The organism is Aquimarina callyspongiae, from assembly GCF_034322225.1.
GTDB lineage: Bacteria > Bacteroidota > Bacteroidia > Flavobacteriales > Flavobacteriaceae > Aquimarina.
On record NZ_JAXLPA010000003.1, the window covers coordinates 467,181 to 491,327 of the forward strand.

The following is a 24,147-nucleotide window of genomic DNA, read 5'->3' on the forward strand; positions in this document are numbered from 1 at the left end:
AGAAAATAAAGTATTCACCTAAAAAAGGTTATTGCTTTTATTAAGTAAGTTACTTCAAAAAATAAATATTACATTCCTGTTCTAATAGCTTCTACCGGATCTAATCTCGAAGCCATAAACGCAGGAATAATACCTGCTATCAATCCTATTAAGGTAGACCAGAACATTCCCCAAAACATATTATATCCTGATAATATAAATTCAAAATCTCCTGTTAGTTGTGAAGCTCCTTTTGAGATTAACCATACCAGTAAAAGTCCAATTAACCCACCAAATATAGCGAGTACTATTGCTTCAAATAAGAATTGAAGAAGTATAAATTTTCTTTTGGCCCCCAAAGCTTTTTGTATTCCTATCAAATTTGTTCGTTCTTTAACGCTTACAAACATAATATTAGCAATTCCAAAACCTCCTACCAGCAATGCAAATCCGCCAATAAAACCTCCTATTTTAGACATAGAACCAGTAATATTATCAATAAAATCTGTAAAACCTTGCAATTGATTTACAAAGAAATTATCAATTTCATCAGGCTTCAAGCCTCTATATGTTCTCACCTTTTGTTTTAAAGTCGCAACAAATTCTGGCACATCTGCTCCAGATTCAGGTTTAATAATAATTGCCGGGAATGCAAACTTATTATTATCTCCATAAATTTTTCTAACTATATTAACAGGAACAATAGCAGCGGTGTCTTTTGAATTTCCAAAAAGTCCACTCCCTTCTTTTTTCAATACTCCTATAACCGTGAATTTTCTTCCATATAAACGAACCTTCTTTCCGATAGGATCACTGGAACCAAACAAACTATTAGCAATCTCATCTCCAATTACCATTACTGGCGCTCCTGCAACAGATTCTTGCTCATTATAAAATCTTCCTTTTACCACCTGTAACTCTTCGATATCATAATAATCATTGGTTACTGGTGCAATTTCAACATTACTGATACTTTGATCTTCATATTTAATAGTCTCAGGTCCCACATTAAGAATAAAACTGGCGGCTTTTAAATCCGGCATTGTTCTATTTATGTATTGATATTCATCAAAATTAACATCCGGAAACTGTTCTCTTTTCCACTGCGGAATATTTGTAGGACCAAAAGAAAAACGCATTAGATAAATTGTACTGTTATCTAATGAACTAATACTTCCTTTAATTTCTTTTTCTAAAGAATCGACAGCAGCTAATACGCCAATAATCGAAAAGATTCCGATGGCCACTCCCAACAGCGAAAGAAATGTTCTTAGCTTATTATTTTTTAAAGCGTTTACCGCAAAATTAAAGCTCTCCTTAAGTACTCTCAGATAAATAAGCATGTTCTCTTTTTTGGACTGGATTTCAGATATTATAAAGATAGGACGTTTTCTTTACATTTTTGTTACACATTATATAAAACAATTAATTATAATCCATTGTCTAATTGATAACTAAATTGCTACTTTTGCGTTTTATAACTAAAATTTCTCATGAGCAACACAAAAACAGCGAAATCGGCATTAATTTCTGTATTTAGTAAAGACGGATTAGCTCCTATCGTAAAAAAATTAGATGAGCTTGGTATTACCATTTATTCCACCGGAGGAACTGAAAAATTCATCAAAGACCTAGGTATAGAAGTGATTCCTGTAGAGGACGTTACTTCATACCCTTCAATTCTTGGAGGAAGAGTAAAAACGTTACACCCTAAAGTATTTGGAGGTATATTAAATCGTCAAAACAATGATAGTGACGTTGCAGAATTAGAGCAATATGAAATTCCGCAAATCGATATTGTAATTGTTGATTTATATCCATTTGAGAAAACTGTAGCTTCTGGAGCTTCAGAACAAGATATTATTGAAAAGATTGATATTGGAGGGATTTCATTGATCAGAGCTGCTGCTAAAAACTTTGCTGATGTTACCTGTGTTGCCTCTGTTGACGATTATGCAGAATTTTTAGATGTAATTTCTGAAGGAAATGGAAACATTTCTATGGCAGATCGCAAACGTTTTGCTGCAAAGGCTTTTAATGTTTCTTCAAACTATGACACAGCAATTTTTAATTATTTTAATAGTGATCATGAGATTGCTGCTCTTAAAGTAAGTGAAACCAAAGGTCAGGTATTAAGATATGGTGAGAATCCACATCAAAAAGGGTTTTTCTTTGGAGAATTTGACGCTATGTTTGACAAATTACACGGTAAAGAATTATCATACAACAATCTTCTTGATGTAGACGCCGCTGTAAATTTAATGAGCGAGTTTAAAGGAGAAGCGCCAACATTTGCTATTCTAAAACACAATAATGCTTGTGGCCTAGCACAACGTGATACTGTACTTCAAGCATATAATGATGCACTGGCTGGAGATCCAGTTTCTGCTTTTGGAGGAATACTAATTAGTAACACTCAAATTGATGAGGCTACCGCAGAAGAAATTCATAAACTTTTTTGCGAAGTAGTGATTGCACCATCTTTTACAGATGATGCCATAGATACTCTTAAAGGAAAGAAAAACAGAATCATTCTGGTACAAAAAGATATTGATTTACCTCAAACCCAAGTTCGTTCTTGTTTAAACGGAGCTTTAGTTCAAGACAAAGACCTAAAGACTGACGCCGAATCTGATCTTACTACCGTAACCAAAGTTGCTCCTACAGCTGAGCAAGTTGAAGATCTATTATTTGCTTCAAAAATATGTAAACACACAAAGTCCAATACTATTGTTTTCACAAAAGACAAACAATTACTGGCTAGTGGAACTGGACAAACATCTAGAGTAGACGCATTAAAACAATCAGTAGAAAAAGCAAAATCTTTTAAATTTGATCTCAATGGAGCTGTGATGGCTAGTGATGCATTCTTTCCATTTCCGGATTGTGTAGAGTTAGCAGATAACGCCGGAATCAAAGCCGTAATCCAACCAGGAGGATCTATAAAAGATCAATTAAGTATCGATTACTGTGATAATAATGGAATTGCTATGGTAATGACAGGAACACGTCATTTTAAGCATTAATTTTAGTACATTTACTCAATTCTAACATTTTTTAATATTTTTTATGGGATTTTTTGACTTCTTCACCGAAGAAATTGCTATTGATCTAGGAACCGCAAACACATTGGTTATTCATAATGACAAAGTAGTAGTAGACAGTCCGTCTATTGTAGCAAGAGACATTATGTCCGGCAAAATAATTGCCGCTGGAAAAGAAGCCGCAATGATGCAAGGAAAGACTCATGAAAACATTAAAACCATCAGACCACTTAAGGATGGTGTAATAGCAGATTTTGATGCCAGTGAAAAAATGATAAGTATGTTTATCAAAGATATTCCTGCATTAAAGAAAAAACTCTTTACACCTGCCTTACGTATGGTAATCTGTATCCCTTCAGGAATAACTGAAGTAGAAATGAGAGCTGTAAAAGAAAGTGCTGAACGTGTAAATGGTAAAGAAGTATATCTTATCCATGAACCTATGGCAGCAGCAATTGGTATTGGAGTAGATATTATGCAGCCTAAAGGAAATATGATCGTTGATATAGGTGGTGGTACAACAGAAATAGCAGTAATTGCATTAGGAGGAATTGTATGTGACAAATCTGTAAAGATTGCGGGAGATGTTTTTACTAATGATATCATTTATTATATGCGTACTCAACATAACTTATATGTTGGTGAACGTACCGCTGAAAAAATAAAGATACAGATTGGTGCTGCAACAGAAGATCTTGAATTGCCACCAGAAGAAATGAATGTTCAAGGTCGTGACTTGTTAACAGGAAAACCAAAACAGGTTCAGATTTCGTTCCGCGAAATAGCTAAAGCTCTTGACAAATCTATTTTACGTATTGAGGATGCCGTTATGGAAACATTATCTCAAACTCCACCAGAACTAGCTGCCGATATTTATAATACTGGTATATACCTAGCTGGAGGTGGTTCAATGTTACGTGGATTAGACAAGCGTCTTTCTCAAAAAACCGATCTTCCTGTTTATATAGCAGAAGATCCATTAAGAGCAGTAGTTAGAGGAACAGGGATCACCTTAAAAAATATAAATCGATACAAGAGTGTATTGATAAAATAGTATTTATTATAATAAGTATTATATGAATATACGTAAAAACATATTTTTACGTTATTCTGCATTGATTGGTTTGGCAAAGGAAAACAAAACACAATTAAACAATAGTATTTAAAAATTAGTACCCCTTTAACCCATGCAGCAGATTATTAATTTTTTAATAAGGAACAAGAACTTCCTTCTTTTTCTATTTCTGCTATTTATATCATTGATATTAACTATCCAATCTCATTCTTATCACAAAAGTAAGTTTATAAGTTCTACTAATTTTTTGACTGGTGGCATTTATGGTTGGCAAAACTCAATTAGTGATTATTTTGGTCTAAAGAAAGAAAATCAACGTTTGCAAGAAGAAAATGAAAGCTTACGTAACCAATTACAACTTTTACAAGTTGATCTTTCTTCTGATAAATATATAGATACCACAACGTTTACAAAGCCTTTCACCTTTATTAAAGCTTTAGTCCATAGAAATGATTACAGCAAAATGGACAATTATATTCTAATTAACAAAGGTGAAAAAGACAGTGTATTTGCAGATATGGGAGTTATTACTGACCAAGGTATTGTTGGGATTATTGAAAATACTTCAAAAAACTACAGTAGGGTAATCTCTATATTAAATAGTAATTCCAGAATAAACGCAGGATTAAAAAAATCCAACCAATATGGATCATTAATCTGGAACGGAAAAGATCCCAATATTGTTCAACTTGAAACTATACCACGACAAGCACTACTTAAAATAGGAGATACTATTATCACTAACGGAAGATCTTCAATTTTTCCAAAAGGTATTGGTATTGGAACTATATTAAATTATGAACTTGATCAAAGTCAAAGTTATTATCTAATCGATGTTAAGTTATTTAATGATATGACTGACATTGGATTTGTATACGCTATTAAAAGCAACGATACACAAGAAATCAAAAGTTTAGAAACAACAGAAAATGAATAAAGATATACCTATACATATCGGTAGATTTATTATTCTGGTACTCGTGCAAGTATTAGTACTTAATCATATTAACTTTTTGGGATATCTGAATCCATATATATACATCATTTTTATTCTATTGGCTCCAATAACTATAAACAGAAGTCTTTTTCTTGTTCTTAGTTTTTTATTAGGGTTAACCATAGATATGTTTGGAGATTCAGGAGGGATAAATGCTGCTGCTTGTGTAACTATAGCATATATGCGCCCAATAATTCTAAGATCAGCTTTTGGATTGAGCTATGAGTTCCAAACCGTAAAATTGAGCAAAGTTGGGTTTGGAGAACGTCTTGTGTATGTTACTTTGATGGTTTTTATCCATCATCTCGTGCTTTTCTCGTTAGAAATATTTAACTTCTCTCACATACTATTAATTACAAAAAAAACGTTATTTTCCAGTCTATTTACTATTGTGATTACAATGTTGATTTTGGTATTGTTTAGAAGAAATGATTCATGAGAAAGTTATTGCTTTACCTTATTATAATTACTACGGGTTTTGTATTTGTTGCACGTCTTTTTTATTTGCAAATTTACAATACTTCGTTTGCCTCTTTATCTGAAGATAATGCTATTAAGGTTATTTATGATTATCCGCAAAGAGGTTCAATCTACGATCGAAACGGTAAATTACTCGTTACTAATCAGCCCTCCTATGATGTAATGGTGATCCCTCGCGAGCTAAAACCCTTTGATACTCTAGAATTTTGCTCTATTCTTAACATCAACAAAGATCATTTAGTTTCTCAATTAGATAAAGCCTGGAGATATTCTCCTAGGGTTCCTTCTATTGTAATACCCCAATTGACAAAGGATGAATATGCTTATCTGCAAGAAAAAATGAGGAAATTTGAGGGATTTTACATCCAGAAACGTTCTTTAAGAAATTATCACATTACAAATGCAGCTAATGTCTTAGGATATATAGGAGAGGTGAATGAGGCGTTGATTAGCAAGGATCCCTATTATCTATCGGGGGATCTTATAGGGATTGACGGGGTCGAGAAACAATATGAAAAAGAATTACGAGGGTTAAAAGGAATTAAACGAATTCAAAAAGATCGTTTTAATCGAGATATCGGTCCATATAAAAACGGTCGATTTGATACATTACCAATTAATGGAAAAGACTTAACCATTACTATTGATGCAGAACTCCAGGCATATGGTCAGAAGCTTATGAACAATAAGCGTGGTGGTATTGTTGCTCTTGAACCGTCTACGGGCGAGATCTTGGCCATGATCACAGCTCCAACCTATAAACCAGAGTTACTGGTGGGAAGAAAACGATCTCCCAACTTTACCAAATTATATTATGATACTATTGCCAAACCTCTTTTTGACAGAGGGGTTAAAGGTGAATATCCTCCTGGATCACCATTTAAAACTATTAATGCTCTGATAGGTTTGCAAGAAGACGTTGTAAACATCAATGAACGTTTCAGTTGTAGAATGGGGTACTATTATGGTAAAAAAGGGAATAAATTAGGTTGTCATGCACATAGAGGGCCATTAAATATGATTCCGGGGATTGCAAATTCCTGCAACGCATACTTTGCTAATGTATATCGTAGAATTATAGAAAAATATGACACTCCGCAAGAAGGAATAGAGGTCTGGAGAAAACACGTTCAAAGTTTTGGATTAGGAAATTATTTAGGAAATGACCTTGCTGCGGGAAGTCGCGGTAAAGTTCCCGATTCTAAGTACTATAATAAAATATATCAATATCCCAAATATAAATGGTATGCTACCGCTACCCTATCTAACGCCATCGGTCAGGGAGAAGTATTAGCAACACCTATACAACTTGCCAATATGACTGCTGCAATTGGTAACAAGGGGCATTTCTACACTCCTCATATTGTAAAAGCAGTTAATGGAAAACCAATTGAAAATGAAAATTATACTGTTGCTAAACAAACCACTATAGACAAAGAACATTTTGATCCAGTTATAGAAGGTATGCACGAAGTATACACACAGGGAACCGCAAATTTTCTGCAAGTTGACGGTTTGGAAATTTGTGGTAAAACAGGAACTGCCGAAAACTTTACCAGAATTGACGGTGTTAAAACTCAACTTACAGATCATTCTGTGTTTGTTGCATTTGCACCAAAAAACAATCCTAAAATTGCTATTGCTGTTTTTGTTGAAAATGGATATTGGGGTGCCCGTTACGCGGGGCGTATAGCCACTTTAATGGTAGAAAAACATATAAATGGTGAAATATCGAGAAAGGATCTCGAAGATTGGATACTTACTCACAGCCTTGAAGAGGAGTATGCCAAGCCATATAGTGGTGAACCTTTTAAAATTAATCAATAATGCCCAAGTCCACCATTGCTACCATAGATTGGATCACCATTTTAATATTTTTATTGTTGGTTGGTTTTGGTTGGGGGAATATATATTCTGCATCCTATGAGGATGAGATTTTTTCGATCACAGATTTCACCAAAGTATACATAAAACAAGGGTATTGGATCTTATTCAGTTTAATTTTAATAGTTATTACTCAAGCTATTGAAGCAAAATTTTATGAACGTTTTGCAGGATTGATCTATGTAATTTCTATAGTTTCTCTATTAGGTCTTTTTGTATTAGGAAAAAATATTAATGGAGCTACTTCTTGGTATGGATTTGGCCCCGTGGGGTTACAACCTTCAGAATTTGCAAAAGCTGCCACTGCATTAGCTCTTGCCAAATTTTTAAGTGATATGCAAACCAACATAAAACTAATTCGACATCAATTAAGAGCTTTCTTAATTATTGTCTTACCGGCCTTGTTGATTGTACCGCAACCTGATCCCGGGAGTGCTTTGGTTTATGCTGCGTTTTTTTTCCCGCTTTATAGAGAAGGGCTTGCTGCCAGTTATCTAATTATCGGAGTCTCTGCAGCTACATTATTTATACTTACACTTTTATTCAATCCTATTTGGGTCATCTTAGGAATTGCCACTATTATAATGATAGTTTTGATTAAAAAGAGAAAACAAAAACCAAAAATATCCAGATACCTCTTAACGCTTTTGATTATAACAGGGTTTTGTTTTTCTGTTAACTATATCTTCAACAATGTTTTTGAGCAAAGACATAGAGATCGATTTAACATTGTATTAGGGAAAGAAGTCGATGCCAAAGGTATTGGCTATAATACTAACCAAAGTCAAATTGCCATAGGAAGTGGTGGTTGGACAGGAAAAGGATGGAAAGAAGGAACACAAACCAAAGGTGGATTTGTTCCAGAACAACATACAGACTATATATTTAGTACCGTAGGAGAAGAGTGGGGTTTTCTAGGTGCGACCATCATTATTGTTTTGTTTGTACTTCTTTTACTCAGACTCATTTATTTGGCAGAACGACAAAAAAATCAATTTAGTAGAGTCTACGGGTATAGTGTTATTGGTATTTTATTTATACACTTTGCGATAAATATTGGTATGGTTACCGGTATAATACCAACGATCGGGATTCCTTTACCGCTTTTTAGCTATGGAGGATCTAGCCTATGGGGATTTACAATTCTACTTTTTATCTTTGTTAAACTGGATGCTAATCGGGTAAATGAGTGGTAGCATTCTACAAAGATTTTATCAAGTCAAACTGATATAGTAGAAGTCTAAAACTTCCATTTTTTTGTTTGAATTGTTGATTCTAATTTTTGTTCTACATCATCTCCTAGTTTTGGAAAAAAATCAATCCCCGTTAATTTCTCTACCTCATCTACAGGTACAACAAACTGTTTTAACGATGCATTAGATTCTTTGTGTGGCATCAAAAAAGCGATCATTTTTGGAGTTTTGTCGCTTTTATCTAAAACAACTTTATAAAAATATTTAGGTATTGACACTTGTTCATACCCAATACCATCAAGGTTACCAGAAAGCACACCTCCAGTTACTACATATACTCCATCATATATTTTTGCCCAATATCTCACTTTCTTCTCTAGTTTATTCCAGACACCACTATTAAATTGATGATTTTGTGGAGTAACATTAGAAGTTAAAAAAGTCTCTTCATAGGCTTTATATGAAAACCTTCTATCTCCAGCAGGACATAAGTGTCCACGATCATATCCTGATTTCTTATAATTACGCCAATCGGCAGAAGAAGTTCTAACCATTTTATCTTCTTCAAAATAAGGCCTTTTAAATTCGTTTTGTGATAAGTGTTCTTTTTTTAGTTCATATGCTACCCATTCTGCCTGTTCATGCTTTTCTACGTATGATAGCGCATAAAAATCGTGAACAACTATAGCACCCGTTGTAGAAGTTGGCAAATAAAAGAAACTTAATAGTTCATCTTTATTAATCCCCTCCTCTTTTTGAGTATATTGAGTATCACCTAAATATTCTTCTAAATAATAAAACCCTACAGTCACTATTATAATCAGCAAAGGATATATATATTTTCTATTCATCTTTTTTACTACGCTTTTAAGTTTTTGAACTTCCCAAAAATTACTTTCACTTCTAAACTGTCCGATTATTCAGGGCATTTCTAAAAGAAAGATTCGCAAAAGAATATAAAAAAAATGAAACCAATATTTTATTTTTCACAAAATACATCAAGTAGTTTGTGTTATAAAACCCCATGTACTGAAATTTTAACATAAATCCGACACATGATATAGTGAGTAGTTTTAAAAATCATTAAATATTGATTAACAACAAGTTATATATAAAAATTAACATAAATAATCATTAAAATTACGGTTTATCCATTTTTATTTTGAGCAACACCCATATTGATTTTGCATACCTAAATTTATATTTTTAGTGAAGATTTTTTTTGAATGTTATATTATTGACAGGTATGTAAGAAGGTTTTATTAATTTAACGATCTTTATCCTAATTAATAACATGTTCAAAAAAGAATATCTTGTTGAGCACATAACGCAAATCATCTCAAAGCACTAAATGAAAAATAGCATCGAAAAAATCGTAGAACACGTCTTGATCCAAAATCAAATAAGCAATTATGATAAAAAGGATTTAGAACTACAATTACAAATACACCCTAATTATCCTAGTTTTCAATCAATTACAGACACTTTAGATTATTTCACAATTGATAACATAGCTGTAGAAGTTCCTGTAGAGGCTTTAGATCAGTTACCTAAAAGTTTTGTGTCGTTAATAAAGTCAGATAATGGAGATGAAATAGTTTCTATTATCAGAAAAAAAGATATCATCCAACTTAAACATTCTAGTTTAAAGAAAAAGAATTTTTCTTATGATGAATTTAAAGAAATATGGGTTCCAAAAGTAATCGCTGTTGAAGAAAGTACAAAATCAGGAATTCTATCCAATCAATCTCTTCTTCAGAATATTTTGATCGTAGGTCTATTAGCTGGTTTAATAGCAACTTTTGCAGTTAGAGCCTGGGATTTAAATCAAATTATCTTTTTAGTATTGTCATTAACCGGATTGGTTTTTAGCTTTTTTGCTGTACGAGAAAGCCTGGGAATACAATCACAAACAATGCATCAGTTCTGTACATCTGTAGGAAATACAAATTGTGGAGATGTGATAAATAACAATAGTGGAAAAATCTTTAAGAATTTCTCTTTGGCTGATGCTGGAATGGTTTTCTTTGGCTCTCTTTTCTTATATCAATTATTTTACGGTTTTAATAATGCTTTATTAATCCCCTCTTTAATTGGTATTCCGTTTATTATATACTCTCTTTATTCTCAAGCTTTTGTTATAAAAAAATGGTGCGCCGTATGTTTAGTAATGAGTGCAATTTCTATTGGTCTAGCAGTAATGGCCGTTATTAGTTTTCCAATCGGTATTGCTAACATCTCTTTAATTGCTGCTCTTGTTATTATTGCTACACTCTTTACATTAGCTTATACTTTTATCAAAGAAAAAATGGTAGAAAACAAAACGTTTAAAGCAGAAAATGTAAAACTTAATCACTTTAAAAGAGATACTGATATATTTAATCACTTATTAAGTACTTCTGAAAAAATTGAAGGTGATGTTATTATCGATAATGAAATTGTACTAGGTAATCCTAATTCAGGTTTTAAAATAGTAAGTCTTACCAATCCCATGTGTGGATACTGTAAAGGAGCTTTTGAAGCCTATAGCCGTATTCTCAACACCATGTCAGACCATATTCAAGTTGTGATAAGGTTACGAGTAAATCTAGAAAACCTTGAGGACAATGCAACACAGATTAGTCTTAGGCTAATGGAGATCTACAGAGACCAAGGACAACAAAACTTTATCACTGCGTATAGTGAATGGTTTGCAGATAGAACTCCTACTAAATGGATTAAAAAATATGGAAACCCAGGAAATGATGCCGCTCTTATTGAAGTATTAAAGAAACAATCTGAATGGGCAGATAGTAATAATTTATATTACACTCCTGCCACACTGATTAACAATATAGTGTACCCTAAAAAGTATAATTATGATGAGTTCTTCCATTTCACAAGTGTTATGGTCGAAAATTATAATGAAAATCATTCTCCAGAAATGCAACAAACTGTAGAGGTATGACAAAAATTAAATCCAACTTAATTTCACATATATGTTACCAAAAATTCTAAAACTCAAAGGTGTTCAGCCTATCAGCAGAGCACAACAAAAAACAATCAGTGGTGGTGGTCCATTTCCTCCAGCAGATGATTGTGGATGTATCGTTATGGGGTCACAAGGTTACCTGGAAATTATTGCTGTTTCTTGTAGTAGCACGTGTCCAGACGGCACACAACCGATTGGAGGCTTAGGTTTCTAACTATAAATCAGTTATTTGACCGATTACAGTTAATATCTGTAAAGATATTTTTATATCAAGGCAGAAAGAATCAAAAAAAACACATCTAAGTAATTGTTTTTATTAAAACCAAAACAGTTACTATAAGATATGATTCTGATTATTACTATCGCAAATTCTCATATTCATTATAGTTTTTGCTTAAGGAATTTTGCGAGTTTAGTTAACGACCAAAAGACTCTTTTTCTTCACACACACAAAAAGACAGTTTTCCCCGGATGTCTATAAATTTCCGGGGAATATTTTTAACTCTTAAAACCACATATTATGTTAAAAAAAATCATCAATCTCGATGACATTACTCATCTTGGCAAAAACCAGCAAAAATTAATTACCGGAGGGTATATCCCTACTCTCGAAGAATTTTGCTGTGGTCCTCGCTCACAAAGTTGGTGGATACAGAGATATCCATTTCTAGCAAACGATTCTTACTATACTTGTACAGACGATGTCTGTAATGGTGGATGGTAAAACAAACTCTTTATTATATTAATCTGTTAAAACCATAAACAATGTTAAAAAAACTTGGAAACATTAAGAATGTAACAAAAATTAGCAAGGCTTCGCAAAGTAAAATTCAAGGAGGAAATTTTGGATTCGGTGGTTCTTGTTTTAGTCATACATCAAGTCAAGGTTGCTCTTCACAAAGAGGTTGTCAATGGTATGGTTGCTATTGCGGTCCTAACTATCCTCATATTGCACCTTGTGGATAATATTAGTTAAGGAAAGATTATTATTATTTTCTTAGATCATTAACTCTTAAAATTTACTGTTATGAATCTAGTTTCAAAAGTAAAGTACGCAAAAAAACTAAGTAAGAAAGAACAATTATCTATTCAGGGAGGCTTCGGGATTATTGTCTGTACACCAACTACAGATGGTCAAACTTGTTATGACACTCCTACAGGAAATCCTGGGATTTGCATGGATAGTATATGTTATGACTGCTAAAATCTGATACGATTTTATAAAATGACCAACCAATAAAATCAAATCTTAAAACCCATTAATTATGTTAAAAGACATTTTAAATCTAAAAAACGTTCAAGCACTAAACAAAAAAGAACAACAAACTATATCTGGCGGTATTGCAAGTAAAGCAAGATGCTATGGTGGTGATCGTATTTGCTGTGGAACAGCAAATTGGCAATGTGGAGTTGGACCGTTTAGTGGAGGAATTTACAACGGACATACCTGCGATTGTTTCTAAAGAAAGAATATTTTAAGTGTTTATAAGAAAAGGGAGTTTAGCTCCCTTTTTGTTTGTTCTAATATAAAATTATCAAAACTTTACGTTAAACCGCCAAAAGTTAAGTAACATTTTTATTTATAAATACATAAACAAATAGTTAATACCAATTTATAATATTAAAATCAGTTATTATGTTACACAAAATGTTAGAATTAAAAGGAGTACGCACTCTAAACAGAAAACAACTTAAAACGCTAAACGGTGGTACAGATCCTATTGGTAGTGACGGAGAAGGTGGCAATGGTGGAGGAACCGGTGGAGGAACCGGTGGAGGAAACAATAATGTCGGAATCTGCATCGAGAATGGTTTATGGATTCAAACACCCTGCGATAGTTATTGCAGTGATGGAACACAGCCCATTTGTAATTTATAAAGAATCATCTGTTTACAACACATTAAAGAGGGTATTTTAAGTAATATACCCTCTTTTTATATTCTCTTTTATTGTAAGGATAAAGCTCCTATCGAGGTATTTTTATCAATTTTATCCAACTCTATAATCTTTATAGTTTTACTCTCCTGTGGAGTACCGTAATTCTTAAAAATTACACATTTCACCAATCTAGGAATTAAAGGTTCTTTAGTACTTAATTGTAAAGAGCTTATATTTATCAACCAATTTCCTGCTTTTGCATTTTTTATAAAAAACTCCTTTGCCTGATATCCCTCTTTTTCAGATTTAACAATATCCTTATAGTTAGATCTTGTAATACGAGACCATTTAAAAAATTTATTATTAGGGTTTACAAATTGAAATTCGAATTCACTTTGAGGGTCATTCCATTCAATAACGATTCTACCATCCAAACTTAGAGCCTTACTATAAAATGAAGGATGTAAATCTCGATAATCCACATGTAGTTTATGTTTTGTTACTAAATGTTTTACCTCTGTTACCACCACTTCCATTATTTCATCACTAAAAATTACTCCAGGTATTTTATTATCAAGCATCAATTTATATAATGAAAATGCCTTTTGATAATCTCCAATAGTAACATGGCTTTGAGCCAAATCCAAATAGGTTTGGGATCGTAATGGTTCTAACTCTCCTATTCTTTTATACAACAAATGCGCATCTTCAAACTTTTCTTGTTCTTCATACATAAAGGAAAGACTTCGAAGCGCTTTTGGACTATTCCAGGCCATTTCTCTAGCTGTGTTTAAAATATCATAGGCATACTTTTTATCTTTATTCAAAAAATATTTAAACGCAGTTATATAAAAATCTATATTCGTCATATTAGCTACTGAGGTTCCCACATATCTGGCTTTTGCTTCCTGAATTGTTTCTGTGTTCTTAAATCCATATTCTTTATCTGTGGTACCATCCCTATAGATAACTGCAGAGTTATCATAATCATTATTTTTTGCGAATAAATTTTTAGCTTTTTCCTTTCTTTTTAAAAACTTCCAATTCTGCTCTGCATTCTTAGTAGTAATATAAATCACACCATTTCTTCCTGCAGAACCATACGCGACATTACCTCCAACACTATTAACTACGGTAACACTAGCAATCATATTGGGGTTCAATAAATCATCAGGATTTATTCTTTGATCAATAACAACACCATCCACCACTATTGTTCTACTATTAGAAAGTACTATACTTGAAGAACCTCTTGACCCAGGAAATCTACCTGCAATTAAATCGCTGAAATTAATCGCAGTCTTGTTTAATTCCTCTTTAGTTTTATGCACAACCCTAAATCCACTTTTACTTGGGTCCTTTGGACCAAAGATTGTCATATACATTCTTTCTTCCTCTTTATTTTCTTCTTTTTTAGTTTTAAGCAGTACTTCTTCCAGTTGATCATATTTTGGTTCCAGCGTTATTCGCAAATTATTCTGGTCTTTTATTGCCAGATCTATTGGTTTGGTGGTTAATGAACGAAATTCTAAAACATCATTCTTAGTTGCGCTAATATCAAAAGAACCATCTTCTCTTGTTTGCGTATACAACAACTCTCCTTTAATTCTTACCTCACATCCCTGGACAGGTTTTCCAGACATAGAAACAACTCCTTTAATTTTATGCTCCTTTCTTTGCATTTTATCCTCTGTAATATCGAATCGAGGTGTCGAAATTCTCAAAGAAAGTCCAAGTGCACTGTATGGTAATTCTTGCCAATTATCTTGACTTGTTGATTTAATAAAACTACTGCCTATATCTTTTGCCATTGCAATTTGGAGGTATGGGTCATCACTCGCATCATCAATTTGTATAAGCTCTAAACCAATTATAATATTCTTTGCATTTATAACATTATTTTTAAATTGAATCACCTCTTCTCCACTATTCTTTTCTATTGTATGATATAGCGATTTAATAATTTTTTTACCAGGAGATAGGTTCTCTGTAACATCATAAATATTGACTCTAATTTTGGTACTTTTTGCCTGATGCTTAAGAATCTTGAATTTCAATTCTTTGATAATTACTTTTTCATATGGAATCTTAATCAAAGTAGCTAATTCCATTCCTTTTTGCTCATTACCAGATAATACTGCATACGTTAAAGAATCGTATTGATGAAACCCTATACTTTCTTCAACTAAGGTTTCATTTACCATCTTACCTTTTTGATTTAAATCATTTTGAGGTAAAGGTGATAAATAAAGTACTTTGGTCTTATCCATTATGGATTTTAAATTGCCAAAAGGCAATCGTAAAGGATAATATCCTTCGGCATTTAACTGCAAGGTATCATTCTTATTTAGTCGTTTTTCTAAAAACGGTAATTCAAAATAACCTGAATTATCTGATACCGTTCCTAATCCGCGATCGACAAAACCAACATTAGCATTAGCTATTGGAGCTCTCGTTATTCTATCTGTAACAACGGATCTTAACTCAACAGTAATTTGACCAAATGAAGAGGAAAAAATAAGAAAAAAACACAAATACTTGAATACTCTTATCATAACAAAAAATTTGTAATAAGATAAAGATTCTGTTTTGCAAATTAAGTTAATTAATTGTTAATCAACCTTTAACATCCAGCGCATCTCTTAAGGCATTACCGATAAGCATAAACGCCATTACCAGGCTCATAATCCCCAATCCCGGAATAATTGCCAAATAAGCTTTTCCTAAGATTATATATGAATAATGATCTTTAATCATTGCACCCCAACTTGGCATTGGCGGTTGTGCTCCGATTCCTAAAAAGCTTAGTCCACTTTCTATTAGGATGGCAGCGGCAAAATTTGCTGCAGCAATAACAATTACCGGAGCCAAACTGTTAGGTAATACATGTTTAACAATTATTCTCATATGTTTATAACCCAAAGCTTTTGCTGCGGTAACATATTGCATTTGTTTGATTCCTAAAACTTGCCCTCTAACGACCCTTGCTACTTCTACCCACATGGTAAGACCAACTGCTACAAAAACTTGCCAGAAACCCTTTTCTAGGGCTACAGTAATCGCTATAACCATTAATAGAGTAGGTATTGACCAGGTAACATTAATAAACCACATAATCAAAGCATCAATCTTGCCTCCAAAATACCCTGCAATTGCTCCAAGAAAAATTCCTAATATTAAAGAAATTAACACCGCTACAAAGCCTATAGAAAATGAAATACGAATTCCAACCAACATTCTACTCAATAAATCTCTTCCGTATTTATCAGTTCCTAAAACAAATCGTTGCGTTCTGATATACTGATCTTTGATTTGTTCTTTTGTAAGCTCTAAAGGAAAATCTTTTAATTCGATATTCTTAGATACTCCCGTAAGTTCGCCTTCACTAAATGGAATAATCGTTAAAACTCCTTCTTCAAAACTATACCCTTCAATAGGTAGTTCTGTGTCTGTATTTTTCTTCCCAAAAAAAGTTCTATTAAAAAAAGACTGATTGGATTCTACTTGAGAAGGGATTGTTAACATTTGTACTTTAAATCCAGGAGGTTTTGAATGGATGGATAGATGCATTTGATTTGCGTTTTGCGAATCGTCTGGTGCAATTACATATGCAAATACTGCTACAAATGCACATAATACAATAAACCAAAAACTCAAAACGCCCCAAAAATTTCTTTTAAATCTTTGGAGCGCTAGCTTACTTAATGAGTTTGATTTTATATCCTGCATTAAAGCATTTTAATTCTTTAATTTAACTGAAAGTGGATTTTTAGAACGTCGTATATTATTGATTTTCATGTCTTCAAGAACACTCAAAGCTTCTTCTACATACACGTCTTTACTTAAACTCTTATGCCATCTTTTTCTTTTTTCAGACAAAACAGTGTCTTTCTTTATTAATTCCATTTCATATGGCAATGATTCAAAAGAATAATTAGTTTGATAATCATTGATCGCTTCAAAACGTTTTGCTTGTTTTTCGTTTAGCTCTATATTGGTTTTATACTTTTGATAGTTCAAAGAATATACATCTATATCTCTTTTTTCTCGTACCCACTTCGCATTTTCATTGATCAATCTTAATTGCTCATTCTTAGCCATTCTAGCCTTACTATTGCTAATGGTTTGATCAAAATCTATATATCCATCCCAGATTGTGTAATCTGCAGCTGGTATTTTATCCCAAGGAAGAGGGTTTTCCTGATCTTTTTCTCCAATATCAATATAGCTATAACGATCTGGAACCACTACATCACTTTTTACTCCTTCTAATTGAGTAGAACCTCCATTAACTCTATAGAATTTTTGTGTGGTTAGTTTTAAAGCTCCAAGATCTCCAAAATCATTACTACGCATCCATCGATTAAGATCCATTACATTTTGCACTGTCCCTTTACCATAAGTTTGTTTACTACCGATAATAATTGCTCTTTTATAATCTTGCATGGCAGCTGCCAAAATTTCTGAAGCCGAAGCTGAAAGCTCGTTTACAAGAATTACTAATGGTCCATCCCAAAGTATATTTCTATCACGATCACTCAAAACTTCTGGTGATTCTCCTTTAGTTTTTACCTGAACGATTGGTCCTTTATCTATAAATAATCCTGCAATATCTACAACTGTTTGTAAAGATCCTCCTCCATTATCTCTAAGATCTATTACCAGACCTTGCATGTCTTGCTCTTTAAGACGAATGATTTCTTGCTTTACATCTTTTGCTGCATTTCTCTGATTGTAGTCTTCCATATTAAAATAAAACTTAGGTAAATTAATGATCCCATAAGTTTTATCATTCTTCTTTACAACAGATGACTTTGCATATGTTTCTTCTAACTCAACTACATCTCTTACAATTTCTATGTTTTCAAGTGTCCCGTCAACTTTTTTTACAGTAAGAGTGACTTTAGTTCCTTTAGGTCCTTTGATAAGGCTTACAGCATCATCTAATCTCATTCCTACGATACTTACAGGCTCTACTTCTTCTTCTTGCTTTACTTTCATGATTAGATCGCCCACCTCTACTTTATTACCTCTCCAGGCAGGACCTCCAGAAATAATTTCAATGATTTTTACATTATCATTTTTCTTTTGTAATCGAGCTCCGATTCCTTCAAGTTTTCCTGACATTGCAATATCAAAACGATCTTTATCTTGTGGTGCAAAATAATATGTATGTGGATCAAATTCTTCTACAATAGAATTGATATAAATCGAAAACCAATCCTTACGCTGTAAGTCATCAGCAAATTCAAAATATTCTTTTAAAGAAGTTTTAGTAATCTCACGAGATTCTTCTTCTAAAACCATAGCAGTTTTACGCACATAGCTATCATTTTTAGTAATAGAATCTATTTGCTCATCAACTTTATCATAGTAGCTGGATAACGCATTAAATTTAAGTTGCAGTCTCCATCTATTTTTCATCTCAGCCTTGTTTTCAGCATATGATAAACCTTCATAATTAGTATCAATAGATTCATCTTTATCAAAATTGAATGGTTTTTCAAGAATTTCTTTATACAAAACTCTTGCTTCTGTCATTCTCTTTTGTAATCGCTCATATGTGAGGTTGAAAAAAGTAATGTCTTTATCTCTGATCTGATCGTCGATAAGATTTTCGAACTTTTTAAAATCTTCTATATCTGATTTATAAAAATATCGCTTCAGAGGATCTAATGCCTCTATATAATCTGTAAATACTTCTTTTGAGAAATCATCATTAATATCCTTTGCATCATAATGACCTTTACTAAGAACATAACTAATTAAATCAATCAATAATCTATCCTTATCAGGGTCATTTTCAAACTTAGAAGTGAAACTACAGGAAGCAGCCGAAACTATCACGGTAAGCATCACAATCAAAAAACTCTTTTTCATACGCTTATTTTAAATTTAGGGGGTTACTGGCAAAGTACATTAAAAATCGTGCCAATATGAGGTAATAATACTAAATTTTTCTTAAAAGAACTAATTATCTTTTACACTCTTCTATTACCTTCTCTAACATCCCATTATATTTGTTATTTTTTTAACAATCACACAAAATTTAACGATCATTTTATCGTCTAAATATTGGTCAGATCTTTATAACTCTTTTAGCGTAAAAAAAGTGTATTTTTACCAATAAAAAATAAACCCTATGGCTTCAAAAAGACCTTTGATTTTGGTTACAAATGATGATGGTATTACTGCTCCTGGTATACGAGCTCTTATCGAGGTAATGAATGAAATTGGAGAAGTCCTTGTGGTAGCGCCTGATAGCCCTCAAAGTGGTATGGGACATGCAATTACTGTAAACAACACTTTATATTGTGATTCTATAATTATCGAAAAAGATGCTCCGCAAAAAGAATATCGATGTTCTGGAACTCCTGTAGATTGTGTAAAATTAGCATCCCGTCAAATTCTGGATAGAAAACCTGACTTATGTGTAAGTGGAATTAATCATGGTTCTAATTCTGCTATCAACGTTATTTACTCAGGAACAATGAGTGCTGCCGTTGAAGCTGGTATTGAAGGGATTCCGGCAATAGGGTTCTCATTATTAGATTATAGTATGAATGCTAACTTTGAACCTTCTAAAAAATATGTTAGAGCTATTGCAGATCTAGTTCTTAAAAATGGATTGCCTAAAGGAGTGGTTCTTAATGTTAATATTCCTCGATTAGAAGAGAATGATATTAAAGGTATTAAAATTTGCAGACAAGCAAATGCACATTGGCTTGAAGATTTTGACAAAAGGACTAATCCAATGGGTAGAGATTACTACTGGCTCTCAGGAAAGTTTGTAAATGAAGATGAGGGAGAAGACACAGATGAATGGGCATTAAACAATGGGTATGTATCTATTGTTCCAACTCAATTTGACCTTACTGCTCATTCTTTTATAAAAGAATTAAACAATTGGCAAATACATGATTAAAAAAGAAATAATTATAGGGTTGATTGCAGGAATTCTTGCAAATACAATAGGATTTATTATATGCGTATTTGTGTTTTCTGCTTTAAGCTCTCAGGTCTCTTCGTTTCAAGGAACAATTGATGCTTCTCTTGAGAATGGTTCATTTGGAAGTATAATTGCTTTGGGTGCGATCTTTAATTTGGGGCTCTTTTTTTTATTTTTAAAACAAAACAAACCATATCGTGCGCGTGGCGTACTTCTTGCTACACTTATTGCAGCTGCTTGTATTGCTATAAGTAAATTTAGTTAAACGAAAAAAACAATAATTGCTCATAATGAGTCTTAGATGAAATAGAATTAATGAAGTATTATCTTATTGCTGGTGAAGCCTCAGGCGACCTACATGGTGCCAATCTTATGAAATCTATTCTAAAGGAAGATCCTAATGCTGATTTTAGATTTTGGGGAGGTGATCTTATGCAAGCTGTTGGCGGAAAAATTGTAAAACATTACAGAGAGTTAGCTTTCATGGGATTTGTAGAAGTACTATTAAACTTATTTACAATCCTAAAAAATATCAAAACCTGTAAACAGGATATTTTAGCGTATCAACCTGACGTAATTATTTTTATTGATTACCCAGGGTTTAACCTTCGTATTGCAAAATGGGCAAAAGAGAAAGGGTTAAGAACTCATTATTACATCTCTCCACAGATATGGGCCTGGAAAGAAGGAAGAATAAAAAGTATTAAAAAATGCATCGATGCCATGTATGTTATTCTTCCTTTTGAGAAACCTTTTTACGAAGAGAAACATGATTTTCCTGTACATTTTGTAGGCCATCCCTTGATTGATGCAATCGCCGATCATCAACAAATTATGCCCGAAACATTTAAAGAAAAACATAATCTTGATGAACGACCAATTATTGCCATTCTTCCTGGCAGTAGAAAGCAGGAGATTAAAAAAATGCTTGAGGTGATGTTAAGTATTGTAGACGATTTTCCTGATTATCAATTTATCATTGCAGGAGCACCTAGTCAAGATGTCGATTTTTATACTCCTTTTATAAAAAAAGAAGGTGTTCATCTTGTAATGAATCAAACGTATGATCTATTAAGTCTTAGTAATGCTGCCTTGGTAACTTCTGGTACCGCTACTCTAGAAACTGCTTTATTTAAAATTCCTGAAGTCGTTTGTTATAAGGGTAATGCTATTTCTTATCAAATAGCAAAACGAATTATTAACCTGGATTACATATCATTGGTTAATCTTATAATGGATAAACCTGTTGTTACTGAGCTTATACAAGGCGATTTTAATACTAAAAGACTCAAAGAAGAACTCTCTATTATTATTGATGATTATAAAAGAGCTGTAATGTTTCTTGATTATTATGATCTTGAAAAACAACTAGGTGGTAAAGGTGCTAGTGATAAAACTGCTCAACTCATTGTAGAAACTTTAAAAAATTAAGTTTTTAGATCTGGCAATGGTTTACGATGGTTTGATACAATAAGGTTGGATTAACCGGTTTACCAAGTACAGCATATATACCCACTTCGTTAAATTTTTCTTTGTGTAACTCTTCGGATACTGCAGTTAGTCCAATTACCGGAACATTTGGCTCCAAACTTTTTATTCGTCTGGTAGCTTCAAAACCATCCATAACAGGCATCATGATATCCATCAGTATTATACAATATTTATTATTTTCAACCATAGCAACAGCTTCCCTACCATCATTAGAAGTTTCACAAACAAAGCCATAATCTTGTAGTATTTTTTGTGTCATCAACTGGTTTACTTTATTATCCTCTACCAATAAAACCCGGACTTCTCTGTCCAGCTCATCCATTACCTGATTTCTTTTTGTTTCTGTCTCTTTTTCTTTGAAAAGATCAAAGTTCATAGTATACAATACAGAAGTTCCTTTTCCTTCTTCTGATTTTAAGGATATATCATCTCCATTAAATCCTAATATCTTTTTAGCTATAGACAATCCCAGACCCGTCCCTCCATATTTTCTATTTATTTTGACAGAGCCCTGATTAAATGCCTCAAACACTTTACTTATTTGCTTTGATGACATTCCAATACCTGTATCTTTTATTGAAAAATCAATTTTAACTTTACCCTCTTCCCTGGAAGACAATAATGCATCTACATATATATTTCCCTTTTTGGTAAACTTCAAAGCATTATCAAATACATTTAGAAAGACTTGCGAAGTTCTTAGTACATCTCCATAAAGTGTAACCGGAATTTTTTCATCGATATTTCTATGTATAACATTATCATTCTGTCGCATAAATGATGACGAATCTATAAGGTTATTTATTAAGATTTTAAGATTAATTTTTTCTTTCTTAAATGTAACTTCCCCTTTTTCTAATTCGTTAAAATGAATCACATCGTTGATAAGGTCTAGCAGGTGGTCACTGGACACATTAATCAGTTTTATTTGATTTTCCTGCTGACTTGAGAGTTTTTCTTTTTGTAATAAAAATGTAGTTCCTTTGATAGTATTAAGAGGGGTTAACAGCTCGTGTGTTACAGCATCTAAAAATTCGGATTTGACTTTCAATGCTTTATCTACTCCTTTATTAGCTTTAACCAATTTGCGATAGTTCTTTTTTAGTTGTTTATTAACTTTAGTCTTAAATAAAGATATTCTATACTGTATGCTCCCAAAAACAATTAAACCTAAAATTGCAATGATCCCCAACAAAATAATATAGCCTCTACTAGTTATCTGTTCTTCCTTTAGTTCATTTTCTATCCAGATTCTCTTATTTTCCTCTTCTTTAAGCGCTAGCTTATTTGCCAAAACAAGTGAATTACTAATTTCTTTGCTTCTTTTGTTACCATTTAGATAAAAATCGTATGCTGCTTTTTCATAATATTGAATAGACTTCAGAAGATCATTAGATTCTTTGTAATACATCCCTTTTAACTGATTTAAATAACCGTTATAAAGAGGATCATCTTCCTTGTAAAGCTTATCATTTTCGATCTTCTCAAAACAATCTTTTACTTCTTTTAGCTTTCTTTTCCTGATATAACATTCTGCCAAAAACAGATACAAATGTTTTTTTCTATCTTCTTTTATACCAACTTTATCAATTGCTTCTAAAGATTTAAGAGCATGAACTATAGATGCATCCCATTCTCTCTTATCTTTATATAGCATACAAAGGTTGTAATTGACATCTATTAAATCTTTGGTTTCTCCATGTATTCTTAATAATTCTTCGGCTTTTTTTATTGCTAAAACTCCTTCATCTATTTTGTTTTGAATGTTTTTAAAAACCGACAAAAATTCATAATACAACCCTAACTCTCTATTATCTCCTGTCTGCTCTATAAGTTTAAGGTTTTTATCCAAGTATTCAGATACCATAATAGTATCATTCATAACTAAAAAATAATTCATTTTATGACGATTGACCAACATTGTCAAGCTTGGGTCATCTATCTTCTTTGCCAAACCTTCAGCTTTATCCAATAATTCTACACCTTTATTGTGTTTAGGATCTGATAATGACACTCTTTTTAAATGCTTTGAGGATATTTCTAAAATTTTCTTTACACTATCCTTAAGTACCTGATGTTCTTCCTGCTGATTGTCAAAACGTTCTCTTTGGATTTTACTTTCTTCTTTTTGTTCCTTAAAAAAATGACACAGCTTTTCAAAATTTCTTTCCTCCTTTGCCAAGCTTATATTGCTCTTCGGGCTAT

The 24,147-nt window shown here is 32.6% G+C and carries 21 protein-coding genes; 15 read left to right on the forward strand and 6 right to left on the reverse strand.

Annotated features, from left to right (window positions below; genetic code table 11):
- Window positions 1–68: 68 nt before the first annotated feature.
- A complete protein-coding gene (locus U0D62_RS14370; protein WP_322287999.1) occupies window positions 69–1,322 on the reverse strand; it encodes an ABC transporter permease in 1,254 nt (417 codons plus the stop codon).
- A gap of 150 nt (window positions 1,323–1,472) precedes the next feature.
- Here U0D62_RS14370 and purH point away from each other — a divergent pair, with 150 nt between their 5' ends.
- From purH to rodA, 6 genes are all read left to right on the forward strand, one after another.
- The gene (gene purH / locus U0D62_RS14375) at window positions 1,473–3,005 is read left to right on the forward strand and encodes a bifunctional phosphoribosylaminoimidazolecarboxamide formyltransferase/IMP cyclohydrolase (RefSeq protein ID WP_322288000.1); all 1,533 of its coding nucleotides are present in this window, start codon (window positions 1,473–1,475) and stop codon (window positions 3,003–3,005) included.
- Window positions 3,006–3,048: 43 nt separating this feature from the next.
- The gene (locus tag U0D62_RS14380) at window positions 3,049–4,077 is read left to right on the forward strand and encodes a rod shape-determining protein (RefSeq protein WP_322288001.1); all 1,029 of its coding nucleotides are present in this window, start codon (window positions 3,049–3,051) and stop codon (window positions 4,075–4,077) included.
- Window positions 4,078–4,210: 133 nt separating this feature from the next.
- Window positions 4,211–5,035, forward strand: a complete 825-nt coding sequence (gene mreC, locus U0D62_RS14385) for a rod shape-determining protein MreC (protein WP_322288002.1) — start codon at window positions 4,211–4,213, stop codon at window positions 5,033–5,035.
- On the forward strand, window positions 5,028–5,534 hold the full coding sequence (locus tag U0D62_RS14390) for a rod shape-determining protein MreD (protein ID WP_322288003.1): 507 nt from the start codon (window positions 5,028–5,030) through the stop codon (window positions 5,532–5,534). The genes mreC and U0D62_RS14390 overlap by 8 nt, the downstream gene beginning before the upstream one ends.
- A complete protein-coding gene (mrdA, locus tag U0D62_RS14395) occupies window positions 5,531–7,402 on the forward strand; it encodes a penicillin-binding protein 2 (protein ID WP_322288004.1) in 1,872 nt (623 codons plus the stop codon). Before U0D62_RS14390 ends, mrdA begins: the two co-directional genes overlap by 4 nt.
- Window positions 7,402–8,655: a rod shape-determining protein RodA gene (gene rodA / locus U0D62_RS14400; protein ID WP_322288005.1), complete on the forward strand. Its 1,254-nt coding sequence runs from the start codon at window positions 7,402–7,404 to the stop codon at window positions 8,653–8,655. Before mrdA ends, rodA begins: the two co-directional genes overlap by 1 nt.
- Before the next feature lie 44 nt (window positions 8,656–8,699).
- On the opposite strand, the gene U0D62_RS14405 is transcribed toward rodA, so the two are convergent.
- Window positions 8,700–9,503: a DNA/RNA non-specific endonuclease gene (locus U0D62_RS14405; RefSeq protein WP_322288006.1), complete on the reverse strand. Its 804-nt coding sequence runs from the start codon at window positions 9,501–9,503 to the stop codon at window positions 8,700–8,702.
- Window positions 9,504–10,003: 500 nt separating this feature from the next.
- On the opposite strand from U0D62_RS14405, the gene U0D62_RS14410 reads away from it, so the two are divergent.
- The 6 genes from U0D62_RS14410 (at window position 10,004) to U0D62_RS14435 (ending at window position 13,502) form a co-directional block, all read left to right on the forward strand.
- A complete protein-coding gene (locus U0D62_RS14410) occupies window positions 10,004–11,599 on the forward strand; it encodes a vitamin K epoxide reductase family protein (protein WP_322288007.1) in 1,596 nt (531 codons plus the stop codon).
- A gap of 31 nt (window positions 11,600–11,630) precedes the next feature.
- Window positions 11,631–11,837 (forward strand): hypothetical protein, encoded by a 207-nt coding sequence (locus U0D62_RS14415; RefSeq protein ID WP_322288008.1) that lies wholly within the window; start codon window positions 11,631–11,633, stop codon window positions 11,835–11,837.
- 551 nt (window positions 11,838–12,388) lie between these two features.
- Window positions 12,389–12,589, forward strand: a complete 201-nt coding sequence (locus U0D62_RS14420; protein WP_322288009.1) for a hypothetical protein — start codon at window positions 12,389–12,391, stop codon at window positions 12,587–12,589.
- Between the two features lie 61 nt (window positions 12,590–12,650).
- Window positions 12,651–12,827, forward strand: a complete 177-nt coding sequence (locus U0D62_RS14425; RefSeq protein ID WP_322288010.1) for a hypothetical protein — start codon at window positions 12,651–12,653, stop codon at window positions 12,825–12,827.
- 61 nt (window positions 12,828–12,888) lie between these two features.
- Entirely contained in the window at window positions 12,889–13,086 is a 198-nt protein-coding gene (locus U0D62_RS14430) for a hypothetical protein (RefSeq protein ID WP_322288011.1), read from the forward strand.
- Between the two features lie 173 nt (window positions 13,087–13,259).
- A complete protein-coding gene (locus U0D62_RS14435; RefSeq protein ID WP_322288012.1) occupies window positions 13,260–13,502 on the forward strand; it encodes a hypothetical protein in 243 nt (80 codons plus the stop codon).
- Between the two features lie 68 nt (window positions 13,503–13,570).
- Here the strand turns inward: U0D62_RS14435 and U0D62_RS14440 are convergent, their stop codons facing one another.
- The 3 genes from U0D62_RS14440 to U0D62_RS14450 form a co-directional block, all read right to left on the reverse strand.
- On the reverse strand, window positions 13,571–16,057 hold the full coding sequence (locus tag U0D62_RS14440; protein ID WP_322288013.1) for a hypothetical protein: 2,487 nt from the start codon (window positions 16,055–16,057) through the stop codon (window positions 13,571–13,573).
- A 61-nt stretch (window positions 16,058–16,118) separates the two neighbouring features.
- Window positions 16,119–17,231 (reverse strand): ABC transporter permease, encoded by a 1,113-nt coding sequence (locus tag U0D62_RS14445; protein WP_322288014.1) that lies wholly within the window; start codon window positions 17,229–17,231, stop codon window positions 16,119–16,121.
- Window positions 17,232–17,240: 9 nt separating this feature from the next.
- Window positions 17,241–19,382: a carboxy terminal-processing peptidase gene (locus U0D62_RS14450; protein ID WP_322288015.1), complete on the reverse strand. Its 2,142-nt coding sequence runs from the start codon at window positions 19,380–19,382 to the stop codon at window positions 17,241–17,243.
- A 262-nt stretch (window positions 19,383–19,644) separates the two neighbouring features.
- On the opposite strand from U0D62_RS14450, the gene surE reads away from it, so the two are divergent.
- The 3 genes from surE to lpxB are packed head-to-tail and all read left to right on the forward strand — an operon-like array spanning window position 19,645 to window position 21,882.
- The gene (surE, locus tag U0D62_RS14455; protein ID WP_322288016.1) at window positions 19,645–20,427 is read left to right on the forward strand and encodes a 5'/3'-nucleotidase SurE; all 783 of its coding nucleotides are present in this window, start codon (window positions 19,645–19,647) and stop codon (window positions 20,425–20,427) included.
- Window positions 20,420–20,716 carry a hypothetical protein gene (locus U0D62_RS14460; protein ID WP_322288017.1) on the forward strand — a complete coding sequence of 99 codons (297 nt, stop codon included), beginning with the start codon at window positions 20,420–20,422 and terminating at the stop codon, window positions 20,714–20,716. The genes surE and U0D62_RS14460 overlap by 8 nt, the downstream gene beginning before the upstream one ends.
- 50 nt (window positions 20,717–20,766) lie before the next feature.
- Window positions 20,767–21,882, forward strand: coding sequence for a lipid-A-disaccharide synthase (gene lpxB, locus U0D62_RS14465; RefSeq protein ID WP_322288018.1), 1,116 nt, complete (start codon window positions 20,767–20,769; stop codon window positions 21,880–21,882).
- A 4-nt stretch (window positions 21,883–21,886) separates the two neighbouring features.
- Here the strand turns inward: lpxB and U0D62_RS14470 are convergent, their stop codons facing one another.
- Entirely contained in the window at window positions 21,887–24,124 is a 2,238-nt protein-coding gene (locus U0D62_RS14470; protein WP_322288019.1) for a tetratricopeptide repeat-containing hybrid sensor histidine kinase/response regulator, read from the reverse strand.
- Between the last annotated feature and the right edge of the window lie 23 nt (window positions 24,125–24,147).